The following is a 19,879-nucleotide window of genomic DNA, read 5'->3' on the forward strand; positions in this document are numbered from 1 at the left end:
GGGCACGCCCGCTCCCACGGGTACAGCGCAGGATTCGAAACCTGTAGAGGTCCTGTGGGAGCGGGTTTACCCGCGAAAGGGCCGGTACAGGCAGCAGAAAGACCAAAAGGATCGAGACATGACCAGCACCCAGCACACCGATGTGGTCCAACGCCAGTTCGGCGAACAGGCCAGCGCCTATCTCAGCAGCGCCGTGCACGCCCAAGGCAGTGAATTCGGCCTGCTGCAAGACGCGCTGGCAGGGCGGGGCCATGCCCGCGTGCTCGACCTTGGCTGCGGTGCCGGTCATGTCAGTTTCCATGTCGCCCCTCTGGTTGCCGAAGTGGTCGCCTACGACCTCTCGCAAGCCATGCTCGACGTGGTCGCCAGTGCCGCCGCCGAGCGCGGCCTGGCCAATATCACCACCGAGCGCGGTGTTGCCGAACGCCTGCCATTCGCCGACGCCTCGTTCGACTTCGTCTTCAGCCGCTACTCGGCCCACCACTGGAGCGACCTGGGCCTGGCCCTGCGCGAAGTGCGCCGAGTGCTCAAGCCGGGGGGCGTGGCGGCGTTCATCGACGTCATGTCGCCGGGCAGCCCTCTGCTCGACACCTACCTGCAAACGGTCGAAGTACTGCGCGATACCAGCCACGTGCGCGATTATTCCGCTGCCGAATGGCAACGCCAGGTCAGCGAGGCTGGCCTGCATGTGCGCAGCCACACTCGCCAGCCGCTGCGCCTGGAGTTTTCCAGCTGGGTCGAGCGCATGCGCACCCCCGAGCCAATGCGCGTGGCAATTCGCCAATTGCAGCAAGCCATGGGTGAAGAAGTACGGCAGTATTACCAGATCGAGGCCGATGGTTCGTTCAGCACCGATGTGCTGGTGTTGTGGGCCGAGCGTTAAGAACTTTTCGGTGGGGCCCGCTTGGCCGCACCGCGTGATTGGATAGAGGAAAGCATGAGCAAGCAGATTCTGATTCTCCCAGGTGACGGTATCGGCCCGGAAATCATGGCCGAGGCGGTCAAGGTGCTGGAGCTGGCCAACGACAAGTTCCAGCTCGGCTTCAGCCTGGAGCACGATGTGATCGGTGGCGCCGCCATCGACAAGCACGGCGTGCCGCTGGCCGACGAGACCCTGGAGCGTGCGCGCAAGGCCGATGCCGTGCTGCTGGGCGCCGTGGGCGGGCCGAAGTGGGACAAGATCGAGCGTGACATTCGCCCCGAGCGCGGCCTGCTGAAAATCCGTTCGCAACTGGGCCTGTTCGCCAACCTGCGCCCGGCCATCCTCTACCCGCAACTGGCCGATGCCTCGTCGCTCAAGCCAGAGATCGTTTCCGGCCTGGACATCCTCATCGTCCGTGAGCTGACCGGCGGTATCTACTTCGGTGCCCCGCGTGGCCAGCGCGAGCTGGAAGGCGGCGAGCGCCAGGCCTACGACACCCTGCCGTACAGCGAAAGCGAAGTGCGCCGCATTGCCCGTGTCGGTTTCGACATGGCCCGCGTGCGCGGCAAGAAGCTGTGCTCGGTGGACAAGGCCAACGTCCTGGCTTCCAGCCAGCTGTGGCGTGAAGTGGTCGAGGACGTGGCCAAGGACTACCCGGATGTTGAACTGAGCCACATGTACGTCGACAACGCCGCCATGCAGCTGGTGCGTGCGCCCAAGCAGTTCGATGTGATGGTGACCGACAACATGTTCGGTGACATTCTGTCGGATGAAGCTTCCATGCTGACCGGTTCCATCGGCATGCTGCCTTCGGCGTCGCTGGATGCCGACAACAAGGGCATGTACGAGCCGTGCCACGGCTCGGCCCCGGACATCGCAGGCCTTGGCATCGCCAACCCGCTGGCGACCATCCTGTCGGTGTCGATGATGCTGCGTTACAGCTTCAATCAGTCGGCTGCCGCCGAGGCGATCGAGAAGGCCGTGAGCCTGGTCCTGGACCAGGGGCTGCGCACCGGCGACATCTTCTCGGAAGGCTGCCGCAAAGTTGGTACGCAGGAAATGGGCGACGCAGTAGTCGCAGCGCTGCGGAATCTGTAATCTCTCTGGCCCGCCACCCAAAATTCCCGGTGGCGGCCCACTTTTAGCAAAGGTGTAGTTGCGATGAAACGTGTAGGTCTGATCGGTTGGCGCGGTATGGTCGGTTCCGTGCTCATGCAGCGGATGCTGGAGGAGCAGGATTTCGACCTCATCGAGCCGGTGTTCTTCACCACCTCCAATGTTGGCGGCCAGGGCCCGAACGTGGGCAAGGATACAGCTCCGCTCAAGGATGCTTATTCGATCGAAGAACTCAAGACCCTCGACGTTATCCTGACCTGCCAGGGCGGCGACTACACCAACGAGGTCTTCCCCAAGCTGCGTGAAGCCGGCTGGCAGGGTTACTGGATCGACGCCGCCTCGTCCCTGCGCATGCAGGATGACGCGGTGATCATCCTCGACCCGGTCAACCGCAAGGTCATCGACCAGCAGCTGGACGCGGGTACCAAGAACTACATCGGCGGCAACTGCACCGTCAGCCTGATGCTGATGGGCCTGGGTGGCCTGTTCGAAGCCGGCCTGGTCGAGTGGATGAGCGCCATGACCTACCAGGCGGCCTCGGGTGCCGGTGCGCAGAACATGCGCGAGCTGATCAAGCAGATGGGTGCTACCCATGCTGCCGTCGCCGATGACCTGGCCAACCCGGCCAGCGCCATCCTCGACATCGACCGCAAGGTTGCCGAGACCATGCGCAGCGAAGCGTTCCCGACCGAGAACTTCGGCGTGCCACTGGCTGGCAGCCTGATCCCGTGGATCGACAAGGAACTGCCGAACGGCCAGAGCCGTGAAGAGTGGAAGGCCCAGGCCGAGACCAACAAGATCCTCGGCCGCTTCAAGAGCCCGATCCCGGTCGACGGCATCTGCGTGCGCATCGGCGCCATGCGTTGCCACAGCCAGGCGCTGACCATCAAGCTGAACAAGGACGTGCCGCTGGCCGATATCGAAGGCATGATCAGCCAGCACAACCCTTGGGTGAAGCTGGTACCTAACCAGCGTGAAATCAGCATGCAGGAGCTGACACCGACCAAGGTTACCGGCACCCTGAACATCCCGGTTGGCCGCCTGCGCAAGCTGAACATGGGGTCCCAGTACCTGGGCGCGTTCACCGTAGGTGACCAGCTGCTGTGGGGCGCGGCCGAGCCGCTGCGCCGCATGCTGCGGATTCTGTTGGAGCGTTGATCGCTCCGGTCTGACCGAAAACCCGCGCTGGCGACAGCGCGGGTTTTTTTATTTCCGATCCATCCCGGCCGGCCCGGCTCTTCTCTGCTTTCGCTTTCGCTTTTGCTTCTAGGCGCGCGATAGTTCAGGTGCCGCCGTCGCGAATGAATGCCTTCTCGATGTGAATGCCCACATCCAAAAGGCCAAAAAGCCAAAAAGCTTAAGCGACGGTTTTGATATGGCGAACAGTCCGTTTGCGATGGTGACGCTGACTCACCTTTTCGCCCTTACGGCCAGTCACTTTTTGCCAAACGCGGCAAAAAGTAACCAAAAAACGCTGCGCTCCCATCATCCGGCCCCTACGCTGCGCTCCGGGGTTCCCTCGCGCCGGCCTTGCTCCCGGGAGTACGCGCTGCAGGCCCCATCCATGGGGCCTCAGCGCTTGACGGGCATCCGTGCCCGTCACCTCCCTCCGCAAGACCTCTGCTCGGCCTCCTGAAGTCGCGAAGATCAAGATCAAGAGCAAGATCAAGAGCAAGAGCAAGAGCGGCGCAGCGCAGCGCAGCTCTATGTTTGGGCCAGCACAGACAAAACTCTACAATCCGAGTAAAGTGCCGCCCCCCGCCGTTTTCAGCAAAAGGATCCCTTCCATGACACACCCTTTGGACATCGCCGTCGTCGGCGCCACCGGCAGCGTCGGTGAAGCCCTGGTGCAGATCCTCGAAGAGCTGGATTTCCCGGTTGCCACCCTGCACCTGCTGGCCAGCATGGAATCGGCGGGCAGTAGCGTGATGTTCGCCGGCAAGAAGCTGAAGGTACGTGAGGTGGACAGCTTCGACTTTGCCCAGGCCAAGCTGGCCTTTTTCGCCGCAGGCGCCGCAGTAAGCCGAAGCTTTGCCAGCAAGGCGCTGCAGGCAGGTTGCACGGTCATCGACCTGTCCGCTGGTCTGGACGACGCCCTGGCCCTGGTGCCCGAAGCCAACGCCGAACGCCTGGTTGACCTGGCATTGCCCGCGCGCATCGTCAGCCCGTGCTCGGCCGCGGTTGCCCTGGCCGTTGCTCTGGCACCGCTCAAGCGCCTGCTGGATATCGAACGGGTGCAGGTGATGGCCGCGCTGGCGGTGTCCGCACAAGGTCGGGAAGCTGTCAACGAACTCGCCCGGCAAACTGCCGAGCTGCTCAATGCCCGGCCCCTGGAACCGCGCTTCTTCGATCGCCAGGTGGCGTTCAACATGTTGGCGCAGGTCGGTGCCGCCGATGAGCAAGGCCACACCGCCCTGGAGCGCCGCCTGGTCGGCGAGCTGCGTGTGCTGCTGGGCCTGCCTGAACTGAAGATTTCCGTGAGCTGCGTTCAAGTCCCGGTGTTTTTCGGCGATAGCTTCAGTGTGGCGGTACAGAGCCGTCGCCCGGTCGACCTGGAGGCGGTCAACCAGGCCCTCGAGGCGGCTGACAGCGTCGAACTGGTGGAGCGCGACGATTATCCGACTCCGGTAGGCGACGCAGTAGGCCAGGACGTGGTCTATGTTGGTCGTGTAAGGCATGGTGTTGATGAAGACCAGCAGCTCAACCTCTGGCTGACCACCGACAACGTGCGCAAAGGCGCCGCGCTCAATGCCGTGCAAGTGGCGCAATTGTTGATTAAACACATGCCGTAAAAGATACTGGCGAGCACTATTGTCCTGCTCCGCATGCAGGTTTCAGGACGCTTCATACAAGGGAAGAGGTCATGCTTCGAATTCGCAAACTGGTTCTGGCCATGGCTGCAGCATCGGCGCTGTCGTCGGGCATGGCGAATGCCCTGGGCCTGGGGGAACTGACCCTCAAATCGGCACAGAACCAGCCCCTGGACGCCGAGATCGAACTGCTCGACGTGCGCGACCTCACCGCTGCCGAAGTGGCACCGAGCCTGGCGCCGCCGGAAGATTTCAGCAAGGCCGGGGTGGCATTCCCAACCTACCTTGAAGACCTAACCTTCACACCGGTGATCAACCCCAACGGCAAGAGCGTGCTGCGTGTTACCTCCAGCCAGCCGCTACCGGAGCCGGTGGTAAAGTTCCTGGTCCAGGTGATGTGGCCGCAGGGCCGCCTGCTGCGTGACTACAGCGTGTTGCTCGACCAGGCCAAGGCCCAGGGCGACAAGCCTGCGGCAGGCAATGTCGCGCCAGCGGTGACCGCTGCCGGCAGCTATACCACCCAGCGCCGGGACACCCTGTGGCAGATTGCCGCGCGCAATACCCAGGGCGGCTCGATCCAGCAGACCATGATCGCGATTCAGGCCCTGAACCCGGACGCGTTCATCGGCAATAACATCAACCAGCTGAAGGTTGGCCAGGTGTTGCGCCTGCCCGACCAGCAGCAGATCCAGAACATCCCGCAGGGCGAGGCGACCGCCGAGGTGGCCGAGCAGTATGCTGCCTGGCGTGAAGGCCGTCGCCTGGGCCCGCGTGCCCGCCAGCTGGACGCCACTCGCCGCGGTGCCGCCGAGGCAGCTCCGGCGCGTATCGCCCAGGGCGACAACCTGCGCCTGGTCAGCCCGGGCAACCAGGCCGGTGCTGGCCAGGCCAAGGCCCTCAATGACAAGCTGGCGGTGGCCCAGGAAAGCCTGGACACCAGTCGTCGCGACAACGAAGAGCTCAAGAGCCGTATGGCCGACCTGCAGAGCCAGCTGGACAAGCTGCAGCGTCTGATCGAGTTGAAGAACAACCAGCTGGCCCGCCTTGAAGCGCAGGGGGCGGCTGCACCGGCCGAACCGGTCGTTAAGCCTGCGCCTGACACCGTCGATACCTCACCCAAACCGGTGTCTGCCGCCGAAGCTGCACCTGCCGCCGGCCAGCCAGGTAGCGTCGTCGACGAAATCATGGGCAACCCGCTGCTGCTCGGGCTGATTGCCGGTAGTGCCTTCCTCGTACTGTTGCTTCTGCTGCTGTTGCTGGCGCGCAAGCGCAAGGCCCAGCAGGAGGCTGAAAAGCACCTGCGCATGGCGCGGGCGCTGGAAGAAGAGCAGGGCGCAGGCTTTGACAGCGATAGCGCAAGCTTCGATGGCGTAGAAGTCTCGGCGCCGAGCGTGACCCTGTCGCCGGCCGTGGTCGCCGCTTCGGCTGCCGCCGCCACCGCCGCGGAAAAAACGGCGGCACCCGCCTCCGAAGCGCAACCTGAACCGCAAGCCGACCCCCATGCCGCGCTGCTGGCGGAAGTCGAGCAATGCGTGGCCGAAGGCCGCCTGAACCGCGCTACCGACCTGTTGGAACCTGCCGTGGCCGCCGCGCCGCAGCGTGACGACCTGCGCCTGAAACTGATGGATGTGTACGCCCGCCAGGGTGACCAGAGCGCGTTCGTCGAGCAGGAGCGCAAGTTGCCGGCCAGTGAGCAGAACAGTGAAGCGGTTGCCGGGCTGAAAGAGCGCTACCCGGCCATGCTCGGCCTGGCCGCTGTCGGCCTGGGCGCGGCGGCCCTGGCTGCCGAGATGGATGAGCAGTACGTGCAGGAGCTGTTGCAGGATCAGCCTGATACGCCAGTGGTTGCCGACGTGGCGCCGGAGGAAGTGCCGGCGGTCGAGCCAGAGGTGGCTATTGAACCAGAGGCCGTTGCCTTGGCGGAACCTGAAGCAGCGCTCGAACCCGAAGTTGATCTGGATGCTGAGCTGGATGCCTTCGATGAAGTGCCGACCCTCGATGCGCCGGGCCTGGACGAGCAGGACCTGGACAGTGCCTTCGACCTGAGCCTGGGTGACGACCTGCCCGAGCAAGACCCGCTGGCAGCGCCGCTGCTGGACGAATCTGTGGCCCAGCAACCTGTAGTCGAAGAGCCGGTACTGGATGAACCTGTGCTGGAATCGGTTCAGCCGGAAGACGAGCCGTTTGCGGTGGACGCCGAGCTACAGGCCGACGCTGACGCCGAATTCGAGGCCATGCTGGCACAGGCCGAGCCACAGCCCGCTGTGGACCTGTCCGACTTCGACCTCGACATCAGCGAGCCGGTTGCCCCGGCAGCCCCGGCTGCGGTCGACGAAACCCCGGTAGATGTCGCCGCCGAGTTGGCTGCCTTCGACAGCGAGCCAGCGTTCGACCCGCTTTCCGAGTTCGATCTGCCATCCGACTTCGATCTTTCGCTGTCGCTGGAAGACGATTCGCCGGCAGCCAAGAGCTTTACCTCGGAGCTGGACGACGTCAACGCTGAGCTGGACAAGCTGTCGCAGAGCCTCGAGTCACCGTCGCTGGAGCCGCATTTCACCAGCGAGGATGCGGCTGCCCAGCCCGAGCCCGAGCCACTGGACGACCTGGACTTCGACTTCTTCTCCGGAAGCGACGAAGTGGCCACCAAGCTTGACCTGGCCCGCGCCTATATCGACATGGGCGACAACCAGGGCGCGCGCGACATCCTCGATGAAGTGGTCAAGGATGGCGACGACAGCCAGCGTCAGGAGGCCGAGGACATGCTCTCCCGGTTGGTCTGATGTAAGCAGGGCCGGCCTCTTCGCGGGCTTGCCCGCTCCCACAGGATCTCCACACATTTTCGACCTTGTGAGTAACCTGTGGGAGCGGGCGAGCCCGCGAAGAGGCCCTCAAATGCGGTGCATATTCAACGGCAGCCCTACACGGCTGCCGTTGTCGTTATAATCCCCGCCATTCCGTACACCCCCACAGGTTTCATGCTCTTGGACATCATCGACACCGCCGCCGCCGAGTCCGCGGCCGAAGGCTACTCCCGCATCGCCCTGGGCGTGGAATACAAAGGCGCGCGCTACCGTGGCTGGCAGCGCCAGGCCAGTGGCGTGCCCAGTGTCCAGCAGGCCCTGGAGCAGGCGCTGTCCAAGGTGGCCAACGAGCCCATCTCGGTAATCTGCGCCGGGCGCACCGACGCCGGTGTGCATGGCTGCGGGCAGATCGTGCACTTCGACACCCGCGCCGTGCGCGATGAGCGCGCCTGGACCATGGGCACCAACTTCAACCTGCCCCATGACATCAGCGTGGTCTGGGCGCGGCCGATGCCGGCCGACTTCCATGCCCGCTTCAAGGCCTGCGCCCGGCGTTACCGCTACGTCATCTACAACGACCCGATCCGCCCGGCCCACCTGGCCGAGGAAGTCACCTGGAACCACCGCCCGCTGGATGTCGAACGCATGGCCGAAGCCGCGCAGTACCTGCTTGGTACCCATGACTTCAGTGCCTTCCGCGCCAGCCAGTGCCAGGCCAAGTCGCCGATCAAGCACATCTACCATCTGCGCGTCACCCGCCATGGCCAGATGATCGTGCTGGACGTGCGCGCCACGGCTTTCCTGCACCACATGGTGCGTAACATTGCCGGTGTACTGATGACCATCGGTGCCGGAGAGCGCCCGGTCACCTGGGCGCGTGAGGTGCTGGAAGGGCGCAACCGCCGCGAAGGTGGGGTCACGGCGCACCCATACGGCCTCTACCTGGTACAGGTGGAGTACCCCGAGGAGTACGCGCTGCCCAAGCGTTACATCGGTCCACACTTTTTGACCGGTTACGAAGCATTGGCAGACTGACGGGCGAAAAGTCATTTGCTAACATCCGGCCTTTCACCGTAACAAGCAGGGTTCGCTGTCCATGAGCAATGTTCGCAGCAAGATCTGCGGGATTACCCGCATCGAAGACGCACTGGCCGCTGCCGAAGCGGGGGCCGATGCCATCGGCTTCGTCTTCTATGCCAAGAGCCCGCGCGCCGTGGACGTGCGCCAGGCGCGGGCGATCATTGCCGAGCTGCCGCCGTTCGTGACCACGGTCGGTTTGTTCGTCAATGCTTCGCGCTGCGAGCTGAACGAGATCCTCGAAGTGGTTCCGCTGGACCTGCTACAGTTCCACGGCGACGAAACCCCACAGGACTGCGAAGGCTACCACCGCCCCTGGATCAAGGCCCTGCGCGTACGCCCGGGCGACGACCTGGAGGCGGCCTGCCGGCTTTACGCTGGTGCCCGCGGCATTCTGCTGGACACCTACGTGCCGGGCGTACCCGGAGGCACCGGTGAAGCGTTCGACTGGTCGCTGGTGCCTGCGCGCCTGAGCAAGCCGATCATCCTGGCCGGCGGGCTGTCTGCCGACAATGTCGGCCAGGCCATCGCCCAGGTGCGGCCATACGCGGTGGATGTCAGTGGCGGCGTGGAGCAAGCCAAGGGCATCAAGGACGCGGCGAAGATCGAGGCCTTCATGCGTGCGGTGAAACAGGCGTGATGGCAGATGTGACGGCTGGCTGCGCGCCATCGTCCATAGCTTTCGCAGCCCTGCGGGGCAGCCGCCTGAGCCTGTGGCGGCAACACAACACATTAGCGGTGGGGTGGCGCGCTGGTAGTCCCGGCGGCCGGTCCATCATCGTTTCATAAAGATTTTGAGCTCAAGGGCAGGGTAGGGCCGGCGACACCGGACCACGCCTGCCAATACTGGAGAAAGAAAGCATGAGCAACTGGTTAGTCGACAAACTGATCCCTTCGATCATGCGTTCCGAGGTGAAGAAGAGCTCGGTGCCTGAAGGCCTGTGGCACAAATGCCCGGCCTGCGAGGCCGTGCTGTATCGTCCGGAGCTGGAAAAGACCCTGGATGTCTGCCCCAAGTGCAACCACCACATGCGCATCGGCGCACGTGCGCGCATCGACATCTTCCTCGACGCCGATGGCCGTGCCGAACTGGGCGCCGACCTGGAGCCGGTCGACCGCCTGAAGTTCCGTGATGGCAAGAAGTACAAGGACCGCCTGGCTGGCGCGCAGAAGCAAACCGGCGAGAAGGACGCCCTGATCTCCATGAGCGGCACCCTGATGGGCATGCCGATCGTGGTCAGCGCCTTCGAGTTCTCGTTCATGGGCGGCTCCATGGGTGCCATCGTCGGCGAGCGCTTCGTGCGCGCGGCCAACTATGCCCTGGAACACCGCTGCCCGATGGTCTGCTTCTCCGCCTCGGGCGGTGCACGCATGCAGGAAGCGCTGATCTCGCTGATGCAGATGGCCAAGACCTCGGCCGTGCTGGCGCGCCTGCGCGAAGAAGGTATCCCGTTCATCTCGGTACTGACCGATCCTGTATACGGTGGTGTTTCCGCCAGCCTGGCCATGCTCGGTGACGTGATCGTCGGCGAGCCGAAGGCACTGATCGGCTTCGCCGGCCCGCGCGTGATCGAGCAGACCGTGCGCGAGAAGCTGCCGGAAGGCTTCCAGCGCAGTGAGTTCCTGCTGGAGCACGGCGCCATTGACCTGATCATCTCTCGTGGCGAGCTGCGCCCGCGTCTGGCCCGCCTGCTGGCGCAGATGACCGGCCAGGAAACCCCGGAGCAAGCGCGTGAGGCGGCTGCCGTCGCGTGATGAAACAACGATCCCTGGGCGAATGGCTCGCCTACCTCGAGCAGTTGCACCCCTCGGCCATCGACATGGGCCTGGAGCGGTCGCAGAAGGTGCTTGCCCGGCTGGCGCTGGGCAAGCTGGCGCCACGTGTGGTAACGGTGACCGGCACCAACGGCAAGGGCTCGACCTGTGCCTTCGTGGCCTCGCTGCTGCGTGCCCAGGGGTTGAAGGTTGGCGTGTACAGCTCGCCGCACCTGTTGCGTTACAACGAGCGGGTGCTGATCGATGGCCAAGAGGCCAGCGATGAGCGCCTGTGCGAAGCCTTCGCCGCCGTCGAGGCGGCGCGGGGCGAAATTTCCCTGACCTACTTCGAGATGGGCACTCTGGCCGCGTTCTGGTTGTTCTACCAGTCGCAGCTGGATACCGTGGTACTGGAAGTGGGGCTTGGTGGCCGCCTGGACACCGTGAACGTGGTGGATGCCGACCTGGCCCTGGTGACCAGCATCGGCGTCGATCATGTCGATTACCTGGGTGATACCCGCGAGCTGGTGGCCTTCGAGAAGGCAGGCATCTTCCGTCAGGGCAAGCCGGCACTGTGCGGTGACCTGGATCCGCCTCAGCCGCTGCTGGATAAGGCCGCCGAACTGGCTGCGCCGCTATTCCTGCGTGGTCGTGACTTCGACCTGGCCATTGCCGATGGCAGCTGGAACTGGCGGGGTACTGCGGCTGATGGAGCGCCGGTAGAGCTGCTTGGCCTGCCTTTGCTCGACCTGCCCATGGAAAACGCCACGCTGGCCCTGCAGGCCTACCTGCTGATGGGGCTGCCCTGGGACGCCGGGCAGATTCGCCAGGCGCTGCTGGATACCCGCATCACGGGTCGCCTCGACCGTCGTCAGCTGAGCTGGCAGGGCAAGCCGGTGGAACTGTTGCTGGATGTCGGGCACAACCCGCACGCCGCGGAGTATCTGGCCCGGCGCCTGGCGGCCCGGCCGCTGAAGGGGCGCCGCCTGGCGGTGTTCGGCCTGCTCGCCGACAAGGACCTGGAAGGTGTTGTCGCGCCGCTGCAGGGGCTGGTCGACGACTGGGCAGTGGCGCCACTGGATACCCCGCGCAGCCGCCCGGCTGCGGAGCTGGCCACGGCCTTGACGAACGTCGGCGCCGCGGTGAAGTCTTATGCCAGCGTCGATGCTGCCCTTGAAGGGCAATGCGCGCAGGCAACGGCGGATGACCAGATCTTGCTGTTCGGTTCGTTTTTCTGTGTTGCCCAGGCACTGGAATGGCTGGAGCGGCACGCCCAGGAGGGTGGAGTAGATGGCAGTGCTGGATAAAGGGATGAAACAGCGCATGGTGGGTGCGTTGGTGCTGGTGGCGCTGGCGGTAATTTTCCTGCCGATGCTGTTCACCCGCGAGGACGAGATGCGTCAGGTGCGCGTCGATGCCCCGCAGGCGCCGGCCATGCCAAGCCTGCCGGAAGTGAAGGTGGAGCCGGTCGCGGTGCCGGAGCCGCAGGCCATTGCGCAAGAGCCGCAACAGCCACCGGTGGTGGTGGACGAGTCCACCGCGCCGGCGAGCACGCCCAGCCAGCCGATTACACCGTCACCGCAGACCCAGCCTCAAGTGCAGGTGCAGCCCCAGCCTCAGCCTGCCAAGCCGCAGGCGCCTGTGGCCAAGGTCGAGCCTCAGCCGGCAGCCAAGCCGGCCGCACCGGCGGCGCCATCGAAGATCGACGTCAATGGCCTGCCGGTCAGCTGGTCGATCCAGTTGGCCAGCCTGTCCAACCGTGCCGGGGCCGAAAAGCTGCAGCAAACCTTGCGTAGCCAGGGTTACAACGCCTATATCCGCTCGGCGGGTGGCATGAACCGGGTGTACGTGGGGCCGCTGATCGAGCGGGCCGAGGCCGAGCGCGTGCGCGACGCCATCAACCGCCAGAACAGCCTCAAGGGCTTCGTGGTGCGCTTCCAGCCTGAGCGCAGCTGATAACCCGGGGGGGCGGCTTTGCCGCTCATTCGCGGGTTCTTTATAGGTCTTGCAGCGGCGCGGTCCATGTGGAAGCGGCCTTGTGTCGCGAAAGGGCCGCGAAGCGGCCCCAAGATCTCAACGACACAGCCAGAATCGCCGGGACCGCTTTGCGGCCCTTTCGCGACACAAGGCCGCTCCCACAAAGATCGCGTAAGCCCGGGTAGCGCTAATCACCTGACATTCCGCTTACCCAAGCCCCCGCCGCTCTGTTAAAATGCGCCGCCTCAAACGTCTGCAGGCAGCACCGTGGCATTTACCTTGGTTGATTGGGCGATCATCGCGATCATCGCCGTCTCCACACTGATCAGTCTCAAGCGCGGCTTCGTCAAGGAAGCCTTGTCCTTGCTCATCTGGATCATTGCCGGTGCGGTTGCCTGGATGTTCGGCGGTTCGCTCTCGGTGTATCTTGAAAGCTACATCCAGACGCCGTCGATGCGCGTCATCGCCGGCTGCGCCATTCTTTTCGTCGCCACCTTGCTGGTGGGGGCCATGATCAACTTCCTCATCGGCGAGCTGATTCGCGTGACCGGGCTGTCCGGCACCGATCGTTTCCTGGGCATGGCCTTCGGCGCCGCGCGCGGGGCCTTGCTGGTGGTGGTGGCCATCGGGCTGATCAGCCTGGGGCCGGTTCAACAAGACACCTGGTGGCAGGAATCACGCCTGATACCACAATTTCTCTTGGTCGCCGACTGGTCGAAAAACCTGATCCTGGGTTTTACCGGCCAGTGGACACCTAGTGGGCTGATCGGCACTCCAGCTGATCTTCCGTTCAAGGAACAGTTGCTCGGGCCGGCAAAGCCCTGAGCACTATTCACTCAAGTTTCGTCAAAGTAGGGGTTGCGTCGCATGTGTGGCATCGTCGGTATCGTCGGTAAGTCGAACGTCAATCAGGCGCTGTATGACGCGCTTACGGTCCTCCAGCACCGCGGCCAGGACGCTGCCGGTATCGTGACCAGCCATGACGGCCGGTTGTTCCTGCGCAAGGATAATGGCCTGGTGCGCGACGTGTTCCAGCAGCGCCACATGCAGCGCCTGGTCGGCAGCATCGGTATCGGCCACGTGCGCTACCCGACGGCGGGCAGCTCGACCTCGGCCGAGGCGCAGCCGTTCTACGTCAACTCGCCGTATGGCATCACCCTGGCACACAACGGCAACCTGACCAACGTCGAGCAGCTGGCCAAGGAAATCTACGAGTCCGACCTGCGCCACGTCAACACCAACTCCGACTCGGAAGTACTGCTGAACGTGTTCGCCCATGAGCTGGCGGTGCGTGGCAAGCTGCAGCCGACCGAAGAAGACGTGTTCGCCGCGGTTTCCCACGTGCACAGCCGCTGCGTTGGCGGTTACGCCGTGGTGGCGATGATCACCGGCTACGGCATCGTCGGCTTCCGTGACCCCAACGGCATCCGCCCGGTGGTGTTCGGCCAGCGTCACACCGACGAAGGCGTGGAATACATGATCGCCTCGGAAAGCGTGGCCCTGGACGTGCTCGGCTTCACCCTGATCCGCGACCTGGCGCCGGGCGAAGCGGTGTACATCACCGAAGAAGGCCAGCTGTACACCAAGCAGTGCGCCGAAGCACCAAAACTGCAGCCGTGCATCTTCGAGCATGTCTACCTGGCCCGTCCGGACTCGATCATGGATGGCGTGTCGGTGTACAAGGCCCGTCTGCGCATGGGTGAAAAACTGGCCGACAAGATCATGCGCGAACGTCCCGAGCATGACATCGACGTGGTCATCCCGATCCCGGACACCAGCCGCACCGCGGCCCTGGAGCTGGCCAACCGTCTGGGCGTGAAGTTCCGCGAAGGTTTCGTCAAGAACCGCTACATCGGGCGTACCTTCATCATGCCAGGCCAGGCCGCGCGCAAGAAATCGGTACGCCAGAAGCTCAATGCCATCGAACTGGAGTTCCGCGGCAAGAACGTGATGCTGGTGGACGACTCGATCGTGCGCGGTACCACCTGCAAGCAGATCATCCAGATGGCCCGCGAAGCCGGCGCCAAGAACGTCTACTTCTGCTCCGCAGCTCCTGCGGTGCGCTACCCCAACGTCTACGGCATCGACATGCCGAGTGTTCACGAACTGATCGCCCACAACCGTACCACCGAACAGGTGGCCGAGTTGATTGGCGCCGACTGGCTGGTCTACCAGGACCTGCCGGACCTGATCGACTCGGTCGGTGGCGGCAAGATCAAGATCGATCAGTTCGATTGTGCGGTGTTCAACGGTGAGTATGTCACTGGTGATATCGACGAAGCCTACCTCGACCGCATCGAGCAGGCTCGTAACGACCTGGCCAAGGCCAAGAACCAGGCGGTCAGTGCGATCATCGACCTCTACAACAACTGATTTCGGGAGCGACGGCATGACGGATCAATGGGATGCCGGACGACTGGACAGTGACCTCGAGGGTGTCGGTTTCGACACCCTGGCGGTGCGCGCCGGTCAAAACCGTACACCGGAGGCCGAGCACAGCGAAGCGCTGTTCCTGACCTCCAGCTATGTGTTCCGCACGGCTGCCGATGCCGCCGCGCGCTTTGCTGGCGAAACGCCGGGCAATGTCTATTCGCGCTACACCAACCCGTCTGTGCGTGCCTTCGAGGAGCGCCTGGCGGCCATGGAAGGCGCCGAGCAGGCTGTGGGCACCTCCACCGGCATGGCGGCGATCCTCGCCGTGGTGATGTCGCTGTGCAGTGCCGGTGACCATGTGCTGGTTTCGCAGAGCGTGTTCGGCTCGACCATCAGCCTGTTCGAGAAGTACTTCAAGCGCTTTGGCGTGCAGGTGGACTACGTGCCACTGGTCGACCTCGCCGGCTGGGAAAAGGCCATCAAGGCCAATACCAAGCTGCTGATCGTCGAATCGCCGTCCAACCCGCTGGCAGAGCTGGTCGATATCACCGCGCTCAGCGAAATCGCCCATGCCCACGGCGCCATGCTGGTGGTGGACAACTGCTTCAGCACCCCGGCGCTGCAGCAGCCGCTGAAGCTGGGTGCCGACATCGTGTTCCACTCGGCCACCAAGTTCATCGACGGCCAGGGCCGCTGCATGGGTGGCGTGGTTGCCGGCCGTGCCGAGCAGATGAAAGAAGTGGTGGGCTTCCTGCGTACCGCAGGCCCCACCCTCAGCCCGTTCAACGCCTGGATCTTCACCAAGGGCCTGGAAACCCTGCGCCTGCGCATGCGTGCGCACTGCGAAAGCGCCCAGCTGCTGGCCGAATGGCTGGAGCAGCAGGAGGGCGTGGAGAAGGTGCATTACGCCGGCCTGCCGAGCCACCCGCAGCACGAACTGGCCAAGCGCCAGATGAGTGGCTTCGGTGCGGTGGTCAGCTTCGAGGTCAAGGGTGGCAAAGAAGGCGCCTGGCGCTTCATCGACGCTACCCGGGTGATTTCCATCACCACCAACCTGGGTGACAGCAAGACCACCATCGCCCACCCGGCCACCACCTCCCACGGTCGCCTGACGCCGCAGGAGCGTGAAGCCGCGGGTATCCGTGACAGCCTGATCCGGGTTGCCGTGGGCCTGGAAGATGTGGCCGACCTGCAGGCCGACCTGGCGCGCGGGTTGGCTGCACTGTGATTGAAATCCGCGGCGGTACGCCCGGCCATAACGGCCGGGTAGCCCTGGTGACCGGTGCCGCACGCGGCATCGGCCTGGGTATTGCCGCCTGGTTGATCTGCGAAGGCTGGCAGGTGGTGCTCAGCGACCTCGACCGCCAGCGCGGCGCAAAGGCGGCCAAGGCGCTGGGTGACAATGCCTGGTTCATCACCATGGACGTTGCCGACGAGGCCCAGGTCAGCGCCGGGGTGTCGGAGGTGCTGGGGCAGTTTGGTCGCCTGGACGCGCTGGTGTGCAATGCGGCCATCGCCAACCCGCACAACCAGACCCTGGAAAGCCTGAGCCTGGCGCAGTGGAACCGGGTGCTGGCGGTCAACCTCAACGGCCCGATGCTGCTGGCCAAGCATTGTGCGCCGTACCTGCGTGCGCACAATGGGGCGATCGTCAATCTCACCTCCACCCGGGCGCGGCAATCCGAACCCGATACCGAGGCCTACGCAGCGAGCAAGGGCGGGCTGGTGGCCTTGACCCATGCCTTGGCCATGAGCCTGGGCCCGGAGATTCGCGTCAATGCGGTGAGCCCGGGCTGGATCGATGCCCGTGATCCGTCGCAGCGCCGTGCCGAGCCGTTGACCGAGGCGGACCATGCCCAGCACCCGACGGGCAGGGTAGGGACGGTGGAAGACGTGGCGGCCATGGTTGCCTGGCTGTTGTCTCGGCAAGCGGCGTTCGTCACCGGCCAGGAGTTCGTGGTCGATGGCGGCATGACCCGCAAGATGATCTACACCTGAGCCTTGTGCATATCCTGTACCGGTCTCTTCGCGGGCACGCCCGCTCCCACAGGTGCAGCGCAGTTCTCAAGACCTGTGCGGTACCTGTGGGAGCGGGTTTACCCGCGAAGAGGCCGCCACAGGCAACCGCACCGCTTTTGCGCTTTTCTGAAAAAAATTCAATGGGGCTATTGACTTAGCTTCGCCACCTGCGTAAATTTCGCGGCCTCAGCGAAGCAAACGCAACAAGCAACATCGCGAGGGTGATTAGCTCAGCCGGGAGAGCATCTGCCTTACAAGCAGAGGGTCGGCGGTTCGATCCCGTCATCACCCACCACTTCCTGAGATGTTCCTGGTGCTTCAGGTTTCGCAAGAAACCGATAGCCAGAGAGGAACGCACTGCGCAGCGGTAGTTCAGTCGGTTAGAATACCGGCCTGTCACGCCGGGGGTCGCGGGTTCGAGTCCCGTCCGCTGCGCCATTTTTTAGTATCAGATGGGTGCCTGGCACCGGTCTGAAGCCACAAGGTAAACGCCTTGGGCTGATCCCAGTTTCAATCGGGCGAAAGCCTGAACGATACGCAGCGGTAGTTCAGTCGGTTAGAATACCGGCCTGTCACGCCGGGGGTCGCGGGTTCGAGTCCCGTCCGCTGCGCCATCTTCGTTTCAAGGTCCCTTGAACACCTTGAAGCAAACACAAGAGAAGCGATCACGTTATCGCTTTTTTTGTGCCTGTCCTGAGGCCATCGCGCCGGAAGGGTAGACCCAGGTTTCAATCGGGTGCAAGCCTGAATGATACGCAGCGGTAGTTCAGTCGGTTAGAATACCGGCCTGTCACGCCGGGGGTCGCGGGTTCGAGTCCCGTCCGCTGCGCCATCTTCGCTTCGAGGCCCCTTGAACGTCTCGAAGCCACGAGAAAGCGACCTTAGGGTCGCTTTTTTCGTTTCTGCGTCTGGCAATTGCCGCCCTTGACCCAGATTTACACGAACCTGACAGACTCTTCACCGATCAGCGGTTCCTGTGCCTGCCTGCTGTGTTGCACAATAGGCACCTTCTTGACTTACCCGGAATTCGCAATGACCAGATCTTCCGTCTTTGGTGCGCTCGGGCTGGCCCTGGTGCTGGCGGGCGTGACCGGTTGTTCCTCGAAAAAAGCCGCCGTCTACGAGCACGAGAACTTCGATGACTCGGGCACCTTCTCGCGCAGCTTCCCGGTGAGCGATGCCGGCTCCTGCGAGGCCGCCCGACGCGCCTTGCTCAGCCAGGGTTACATCATCACCAGCAGCGGCGCCAACCAGGTGGTGGGCAACAAGAGCTTCCAGCAGAACAGCGAGAACCACCTGCAGATCAGTTTCAACGTCACCTGTGCGCCGGATGTGAGCGACGAGCAGCGTTCGACCATGTTCGCCAACGCCCTGCAGGACCGCTACGCCCTGAAAAAGTCCAACACCTCCGCCAGCCTGGGGGTTGGTGTACTGGGGTCGGTATCGATGCCGATCGGCTCCAGCGACGACTCGATGGTCAAGGTGGCCAGCGAGACTGTGACAGCGGCTCAGTTCTATGACCGCTATTTCGCCCTGGTAGAGAGCTATCTGCCCAAGCCCAAGCCGAAGCAGGCCAATAAGGCCGAGGTCGAGGCGCCTGCGCCGAATGTCGAGAAGCCGGCGGCAGCCCTGGGGCTACCGGAGCAGGCCGCCGCAGCGCCGGTGGCACCGGCCCCGGTTGCTGAGCCTTTGGTTGATGCGGCGCCAGCCCCGGCCCCTGTAGCCCCGGCCAGCGAGGCGGTAGCAGCGCCGGTGCTGGATGACAGCCAGGGCTCGCAGCCAGTGGCACCGCCGGCTGAGGCTGCGCCTATTGAAGTACAACAGCAAGCACAGCCTGCCGAGGCCGCTGAGCCCGCGTCCCCCGCCCTTTGATGGCTTGCCTGTACGGGTAAACCCGCTCCCACAGGTACTGCGCAGTTCTCAACATCTGCGCAGTACCGCCATGGGGCAAAATCCTCCGTGCCCATGAACTTGGCCCTGTGCTGTGCAACTGCCCCGGTGCGAACAGCTTACGGAGGTCCCCAAGGCGCGCTGCGGCTTGGCGAAGCCTTCCCAATTCGCTTTTTTCTGGATCGACATCTACAAGGCGTACTTCTTGGCCCCGGCAACACAGATGACAGCCCCCAGCGTCACCACAAGCATCATCCAGCTGACCTGTTCGTGCAGCAGCAACGCTGCCAGCCCAAGCCCCATGAACGGCTGAAAGAGTTGCAACTGGCCCACTGCTGCAATGCCACCCTGGACGAGCCCTCGGTACCAGAACACAAAACCGATCAGCATGCTGAACAGTGAAACGTAGCCGAGGCTGAACCACGCAGGGGCGCTTACTTTGGCGAAGGCATCTGGTGTCGGAAGATTAGTGATTGTCAGTAGTAGCATCAGCGGCAACGCCACCAGCAACGCCCAACTGATCACTTGCCAACCCCCCAACGTCCGTGACAGGCGCGCCCCTTCGGCATAACCCAACCCACAGACGATGACCGCCGCCATCATCAGCAAATCGCCCAGCGCCGATGCCTCCCCACCATTCATAAGCGCATATCCAACGACGATTCCGGCACCCGTCAACGAGAATAACCAGAACAGTGGCCGAGGTCGCTCACCGCCCCGCAGCACGGCAAACCCTGCGGTACACAGCGGCAGCAGCCCGACAAAGACAATGGAATGGGCAGAGGTTACATGCTGCAGGGCCAGTGCCGTCAGCAGCGGGAAACCGATTACCACGCCCAACGCTGTTACCGCCAATGACCACAGGTCACCGCGTTCAGGGCGAGGCTGGCGCAGCACAAGCAAGAAAAGCGCCCCCAACAGAGCGGCAATCGTTGCCCTGGCACAGGTCAGGAACGTCGGTTCGAAGGCCGTCACTGCCACACGGGTGGCCGGCAGCGAGCCGGCGAAGATGGCGACGCCTATGAAGCCGTTGATCCATCCGCTTGTTGATTTTTCCATCGCCCAGTCCTCGATAAGTCTGGGTTCAGTACATCACTGACGCGCTCACCAAGGCCATGTACAATCCAATACAGTTTTAC

At 63.7% G+C, this 19,879-nt stretch carries 16 protein-coding genes and 4 tRNA genes; 19 read left to right on the forward strand and 1 reads right to left on the reverse strand.

What is annotated here, in order from left to right:
* Positions 1–118 precede the first annotated feature (118 nt).
* The 19 genes from NY023_RS08205 (at position 119) to NY023_RS08295 (ending at position 18,722) form a co-directional block, all read left to right on the forward strand.
* Entirely contained in the window at positions 119–883 is a 765-nt protein-coding gene (locus tag NY023_RS08205; RefSeq protein ID WP_013971602.1) for a class I SAM-dependent methyltransferase, read from the forward strand.
* 54 nt (positions 884–937) lie between these two features.
* On the forward strand, positions 938–2,020 hold the full coding sequence (gene leuB, locus NY023_RS08210) for a 3-isopropylmalate dehydrogenase (protein WP_013971603.1): 1,083 nt from the start codon (positions 938–940) through the stop codon (positions 2,018–2,020).
* Positions 2,021–2,083: 63 nt separating this feature from the next.
* Complete coding sequence (gene asd / locus NY023_RS08215; protein ID WP_023660790.1) at positions 2,084–3,196, forward strand: aspartate-semialdehyde dehydrogenase; 1,113 nt, start codon at positions 2,084–2,086, stop codon at positions 3,194–3,196.
* Positions 3,197–3,825: 629 nt separating this feature from the next.
* Positions 3,826–4,830, forward strand: a complete 1,005-nt coding sequence (locus tag NY023_RS08220; RefSeq protein ID WP_038409132.1) for an aspartate-semialdehyde dehydrogenase — start codon at positions 3,826–3,828, stop codon at positions 4,828–4,830.
* Positions 4,831–4,901: 71 nt separating this feature from the next.
* Positions 4,902–7,628: a FimV/HubP family polar landmark protein gene (locus NY023_RS08225; protein WP_013971606.1), complete on the forward strand. Its 2,727-nt coding sequence runs from the start codon at positions 4,902–4,904 to the stop codon at positions 7,626–7,628.
* A 195-nt stretch (positions 7,629–7,823) separates the two neighbouring features.
* Entirely contained in the window at positions 7,824–8,684 is an 861-nt protein-coding gene (gene truA / locus NY023_RS08230) for a tRNA pseudouridine(38-40) synthase TruA (protein ID WP_031325625.1), read from the forward strand.
* A 61-nt stretch (positions 8,685–8,745) separates the two neighbouring features.
* Positions 8,746–9,366: a phosphoribosylanthranilate isomerase gene (locus NY023_RS08235; protein WP_013971608.1), complete on the forward strand. Its 621-nt coding sequence runs from the start codon at positions 8,746–8,748 to the stop codon at positions 9,364–9,366.
* Positions 9,367–9,587: 221 nt separating this feature from the next.
* The gene (accD, locus tag NY023_RS08240) at positions 9,588–10,481 is read left to right on the forward strand and encodes an acetyl-CoA carboxylase, carboxyltransferase subunit beta (protein WP_013971609.1); all 894 of its coding nucleotides are present in this window, start codon (positions 9,588–9,590) and stop codon (positions 10,479–10,481) included.
* Positions 10,481–11,788 (forward strand): bifunctional tetrahydrofolate synthase/dihydrofolate synthase, encoded by a 1,308-nt coding sequence (gene folC, locus NY023_RS08245; protein WP_038409134.1) that lies wholly within the window; start codon positions 10,481–10,483, stop codon positions 11,786–11,788. Before accD ends, folC begins: the two co-directional genes overlap by 1 nt.
* A complete protein-coding gene (locus tag NY023_RS08250; RefSeq protein WP_013971611.1) occupies positions 11,772–12,437 on the forward strand; it encodes an SPOR domain-containing protein in 666 nt (221 codons plus the stop codon). Before folC ends, NY023_RS08250 begins: the two co-directional genes overlap by 17 nt.
* A gap of 288 nt (positions 12,438–12,725) precedes the next feature.
* Positions 12,726–13,283, forward strand: a complete 558-nt coding sequence (locus NY023_RS08255) for a CvpA family protein (protein ID WP_013971612.1) — start codon at positions 12,726–12,728, stop codon at positions 13,281–13,283.
* Positions 13,284–13,325: 42 nt separating this feature from the next.
* On the forward strand, positions 13,326–14,831 hold the full coding sequence (purF, locus tag NY023_RS08260; RefSeq protein WP_013971613.1) for an amidophosphoribosyltransferase: 1,506 nt from the start codon (positions 13,326–13,328) through the stop codon (positions 14,829–14,831).
* A gap of 16 nt (positions 14,832–14,847) precedes the next feature.
* A complete protein-coding gene (locus NY023_RS08265) occupies positions 14,848–16,059 on the forward strand; it encodes an O-succinylhomoserine sulfhydrylase (protein WP_003258500.1) in 1,212 nt (403 codons plus the stop codon).
* On the forward strand, positions 16,056–16,829 hold the full coding sequence (locus NY023_RS08270; RefSeq protein WP_013971614.1) for an SDR family oxidoreductase: 774 nt from the start codon (positions 16,056–16,058) through the stop codon (positions 16,827–16,829). Before NY023_RS08265 ends, NY023_RS08270 begins: the two co-directional genes overlap by 4 nt.
* Before the next feature lie 240 nt (positions 16,830–17,069).
* Positions 17,070–17,145 (forward strand) — tRNA-Val (locus NY023_RS08275).
* Between the two features lie 66 nt (positions 17,146–17,211).
* Positions 17,212–17,288, forward strand: a tRNA-Asp gene (locus tag NY023_RS08280).
* A 99-nt stretch (positions 17,289–17,387) separates the two neighbouring features.
* Positions 17,388–17,464: transfer RNA gene (locus NY023_RS08285), tRNA-Asp, on the forward strand.
* A gap of 141 nt (positions 17,465–17,605) precedes the next feature.
* Positions 17,606–17,682 (forward strand) — tRNA-Asp (locus NY023_RS08290).
* A gap of 200 nt (positions 17,683–17,882) precedes the next feature.
* The gene (locus tag NY023_RS08295; RefSeq protein ID WP_013971615.1) at positions 17,883–18,722 is read left to right on the forward strand and encodes a DUF2242 domain-containing protein; all 840 of its coding nucleotides are present in this window, start codon (positions 17,883–17,885) and stop codon (positions 18,720–18,722) included.
* Between the two features lie 207 nt (positions 18,723–18,929).
* Here NY023_RS08295 and NY023_RS08300 read toward each other — a convergent pair whose 3' ends face one another.
* The gene (locus NY023_RS08300; protein ID WP_013971616.1) at positions 18,930–19,799 is read right to left on the reverse strand and encodes a DMT family transporter; all 870 of its coding nucleotides are present in this window, start codon (positions 19,797–19,799) and stop codon (positions 18,930–18,932) included.
* Positions 19,800–19,879: the final 80 nt, after the last annotated feature.

Source organism: Pseudomonas sp. NBB, assembly GCF_032701105.1.
GTDB classification, from domain to species: Bacteria; Pseudomonadota; Gammaproteobacteria; order Pseudomonadales; family Pseudomonadaceae; genus Aquipseudomonas; species Aquipseudomonas asiatica.